Raw genomic sequence first — 3,601 nt, 5'->3', positions numbered from 1 at the left:
GAGGCGCTGCTCGACGCCGCCCCCCGGCTCTACGGGGTCGTCCTCAACGTCGCCGACGGCCCCGGCGGCCGCCCCGACCCCGCCTTCCGCGCGGCGGCCGGGCGGCTGAGCGACGCGGGCGTCCGGCTGCTGGGCTACGTCGACACCGGCTACGGCCACCGCCGCACCGGCGCCGTCGTCGCCGACATCCGCCGCCACCGCCGGTGGTACGACGTGGACGGCGTCTTCCTCGACCAGATCCCGGCGCACGGCGCCCTGCTGCCCCGCTGCCGCCGCATGGTCCTGGCCGCCCGGGTGCTGGGCGCCCGCACGGCCGTCCTCAACCCCGGCACCCACCCCGACCCCGGCTACGCCTCGCTCGCCGACCTCCTGGTCACCTTCGAGGGCACCTGGGAGGACTACCAGCGGGCCCGGGTACCGGAGTGGACCACCGGCCATCCACCGGAGCGGTTCTGTCACCTGGTGCACGGTGTGCCCGAGGGACGGGAGGGGCGAGTGGCCCGCACGGCGGGGGCGCGCGGTGCCGCGGTGCACTGCGCGGTGCCGGGTACGGGGGCCAACCCCTGGCGCTCGGCGCCCCGGGCGGCCGCCGGCCTGGCGACGGGAGGTGCGGCATGAGCGCGTGGCGCGTCCGCGCGGGGCTGTGCGCCGCGCTGCTGCTGGTGCTGGCGGGCTGCTCCGCGTCGCCCGCCGACGACGACGGGCCGGACCGGGACGACGACGGTGTCACGGCGGCCCCCCGCGCCTCGGGCGCCCCGCGTTCCCCGGGCGCGCCGGAGGCCTCCGGCACCCCGGGCGCCGCCGCCTCACCGGGCGGTTCGGCCACGGGCTCGCCGCCGGCCGCGTCCCGTTGGCAGCCGCGGCCGGGCACCGGCTGGCAGTGGCAGCTGGACGGAAAGGCCGACACCTCGGTGGACGCCCCCGTCTACGACATCGACGGCTTCGAGAATTCGGCCGAAACCGTGGCCCAATTGCATTCCCGTGGCCGGAAGGTCATCTGCTACATCAATGCCGGCGCCTGGGAGGACTTCCGGCCCGACCAGGGGAAATTCCCCAAGAACCTGCTCGGCAACAAGAACAAGGGCTGGAAGGGCGAGAAATGGTTCGACATCCGCCGCCTGGACACCCTGCGGCCGCTCATGGCGGCCCGGATGGACATGTGCCGGCAGAAGGGATTCGACGCCGTCGAACCCGACCTGACCGAGGGATTCCGCAATGCCACCGGCTTTCCGCTGACGGCCGACCACCAGCTGGCGTTCAACCGGATGCTGGCGGATCTCGCCCATGAGCGGGGCCTGGCCATCGGGCTGAAGAACGACCTGGACCAGATCCCGCAGCTGGCGGACGTCTTCGACTTCGCGGTGAACGAGCAGTGCGCGCAGTACGACGAGTGCGAGAAGCTCACCCCCTTTGTGAAACGTGACAAAGCGGTCTTCCACGTCGAATACGAACTCTCCCCGGGGGAGTTCTGCCCCACGGCGCGACGGCTCGGGCTGAGCTCGATGAAGAAGAAGCTGGAGCTGGACACCTGGCGGCAACCCTGCTGAGCGGCCCTCCTGAACGGCCTCGCGGAATTACTCGTTCCATGCTGCAAGTACCCGTGGGAACAAGGGTTTAGGACCAGTTCGGCGGGGGCGCGCGGAGCGCGGTTCCCGGTCTGCTCCTGAAGTGAAGAAGTTCACAGATGGCCGTCCGGGTACCGGATTTGAATGATTCATGGTGCAGGATCTCTCACCGAACACAAGATCCCGTCACCCTGACGGGCCGCCCGGGCGGACGCCGAGTCCTGCCGCCGCCCCGGGTGCGGCATCGAATTGATGGATCGGCAGGAGCGGGAGACCCAAGCGGTACGGATCACGAAGTCGGTGGTCCTTGGGGTGAAGCCGGGAAATCCGGCCGGGCAACTTCGCAGCCCGAACCCGACAGGTCATCTTTCGCAGGCGGATGTCGAAGGGCTTCGGCATGTCTGCTATGCCTCGCATTCCCGCTCTCATATCCCGGGCCGGCACCGCCTCGGCCGTCACCGCCGCCACACTGGCGGCATCGGTGCTCGTCCCCGGCCTCGCCTCAGAGGCCGCCGCGGCCACCGCCGGCGAGCAGGCCCTGAAGGTCGCCGCCGCCAAGGCCGGCTCCCCCTACCAGTACGGCGCCGCCGGCCCGAACCGGTTCGACTGCTCGGGCCTGACCCAGTACTCGTTCAAGAAGGTGGGCAAGAACCTGCCGCGCGTGGCCGCCGACCAGTACAACCGCACCCGGCACATCGCCGGCGGCTCCCGCCAGGTCGGCGACCTGGTGTTCTTCCACTCGGGCAGCAACGTCTACCACGTGGGGATCTACGCGGGTAGCAACAAGATCTGGCACGCCCCCAAGCCCGGCACCACGGTCCGCCTGGAGAAGATCTGGACCGGCAGCGTCTGGTACGGACGCGTCAACTAGGCTCCCTGTTCGGGCGGTCCGGTATCCCGGGCCGCCCGACATCCGCGTTCGCGCACGGGGGTGCCGCTCCCGGGCGCGGGGAGGGAGCGACGATGAGCGATGTCAACGGCGTCACCGGCCCGGAGGCCCGCACGGCCCAGGGCACCGTACGAGGCCGCACCACCGACGGCCTCGCCGTCTTCCGGGGGATCCCCTACGCCCAGCCGCCCGTCGGGGCGCTGCGCTTCGCCGCCCCGGCCCCGCCCGGTTCCTGGGACGGGGTGAGGGACGCGGCGGAGTTCGGCCCGCCGCCCCCGCAGTCCGGCCCGATCCCCGCGACCGGCACGGCCACCGGCGACGACTGGCTCACCCTGAACGTCTGGTCGCCGGACCCCGGCGGCTCCGGACTGCCCGTGCTCGTATGGATCCTGGGCGGGGGATACGTCTCCGGCCACGCGGGCGACCCGCTCTACGACGCCGGGCTCCTGGCCCGGCAGGGCGGCCTCGTCGTGGTCACCCTCAACTACCGGGTGGGCGCCGAGGCCTCCGCCCAGCTCGAGGGCGCACCCGCCAACCGGGGGCTGCTCGACCTGATCGCGGCCCTGGAGTGGGTCCAGGAGAACATCGCCGGCTTCGGCGGCGACCCCGCGCGCGTCACCGTCGCCGGCCAGTCCTCCGGCGCCGGCTCGATCGCCACCCTGCTGGCCGTGCCCCGCGCCGGCGGCCTCTTCCGCCGGGCGATCGCCCAGTCCGTCCCCGGCCTCTACACCACCCCGGCCCTCGCCTCCGCCCTCACCGCCGAGCTCGCCGGCCGGCTGGGCGCCACCCCCACGGCCGCCGGGCTCGCCACGGTCGAACCGTGGCGGCTGGCCGAGGCGATCACCCCGATGATGTACGGCCTGCCCGCCCGGACCGACCGCTGGGGCCCGCTGGCCCGCACGGGCTCCCCGTTCTCCATCGTGATCGACGGCGACCTCGTACCGGAGACGCCCTGGACGGCCCTGCCCGACGGCCGGGCGAGCGGCGTGGACCTGCTGACCGGTCACACCCGGGACGAGTTCCGCCCGTTCCTGGTGATGAGCGGCGGCCGGGACAAGGTCACCGACGAGGACACGACGACGGTCCTGAACGCCTTCGCCCCCGGCCGCCGCTCATCACCAGGACCGGGCGGAACTCGTCCCGGGTG

Annotated in this window: 4 protein-coding genes and 1 riboswitch; all 4 genes read left to right on the top strand. The window is 72.9% G+C overall.

Going from position 1 to position 3,601, the window contains the following annotated elements:
• The coding region (locus K6I33_RS33115) for a spherulation-specific family 4 protein (protein WP_374286499.1) at positions 1-618 on the top strand (618 nt) is incomplete at its 5' end.
• Positions 615-1,547: an endo alpha-1,4 polygalactosaminidase gene (locus K6I33_RS33110; protein ID WP_229358382.1), complete on the top strand. Its 933-nt coding sequence runs from the start codon at positions 615-617 to the stop codon at positions 1,545-1,547. The genes K6I33_RS33115 and K6I33_RS33110, both read left to right, overlap by 4 nt.
• A 250-nt stretch (positions 1,548-1,797) precedes the next feature.
• Positions 1,798-1,958: riboswitch (cyclic di-AMP (ydaO/yuaA leader) on the top strand.
• A 4-nt stretch (positions 1,959-1,962) separates the two neighbouring features.
• Positions 1,963-2,436 carry a C40 family peptidase gene (locus tag K6I33_RS33105; protein WP_229358380.1) on the top strand — a complete coding sequence of 158 codons (474 nt, stop codon included), beginning with the start codon at positions 1,963-1,965 and terminating at the stop codon, positions 2,434-2,436.
• 92 nt (positions 2,437-2,528) lie between these two features.
• Positions 2,529-3,601, top strand: a 1,073-nt coding sequence (locus tag K6I33_RS33100) for a carboxylesterase/lipase family protein (protein WP_229358378.1), incomplete at its 3' end; no start/stop codon positions are given.

Source organism: Streptomyces sp. UNOB3_S3, assembly GCF_020740895.1.
GTDB lineage: Bacteria > Actinomycetota > Actinomycetes > Streptomycetales > Streptomycetaceae > Streptomyces.
The sequence above is the reverse complement of the archived record's forward strand: the minus strand, read 5'-3'. Positions and strand labels throughout refer to the sequence as shown.

Coding starts and splice junctions, on each gene's coding strand:
- K6I33_RS33110 (WP_229358382.1), top strand. CDS start 615: ATGAGCGCGTGGCGCGTCCGCGCGGGGCTGTGCGCCGCGCTGCTGCTG.
- K6I33_RS33105 (WP_229358380.1), top strand. CDS start 1,963: ATGTCTGCTATGCCTCGCATTCCCGCTCTCATATCCCGGGCCGGCACC.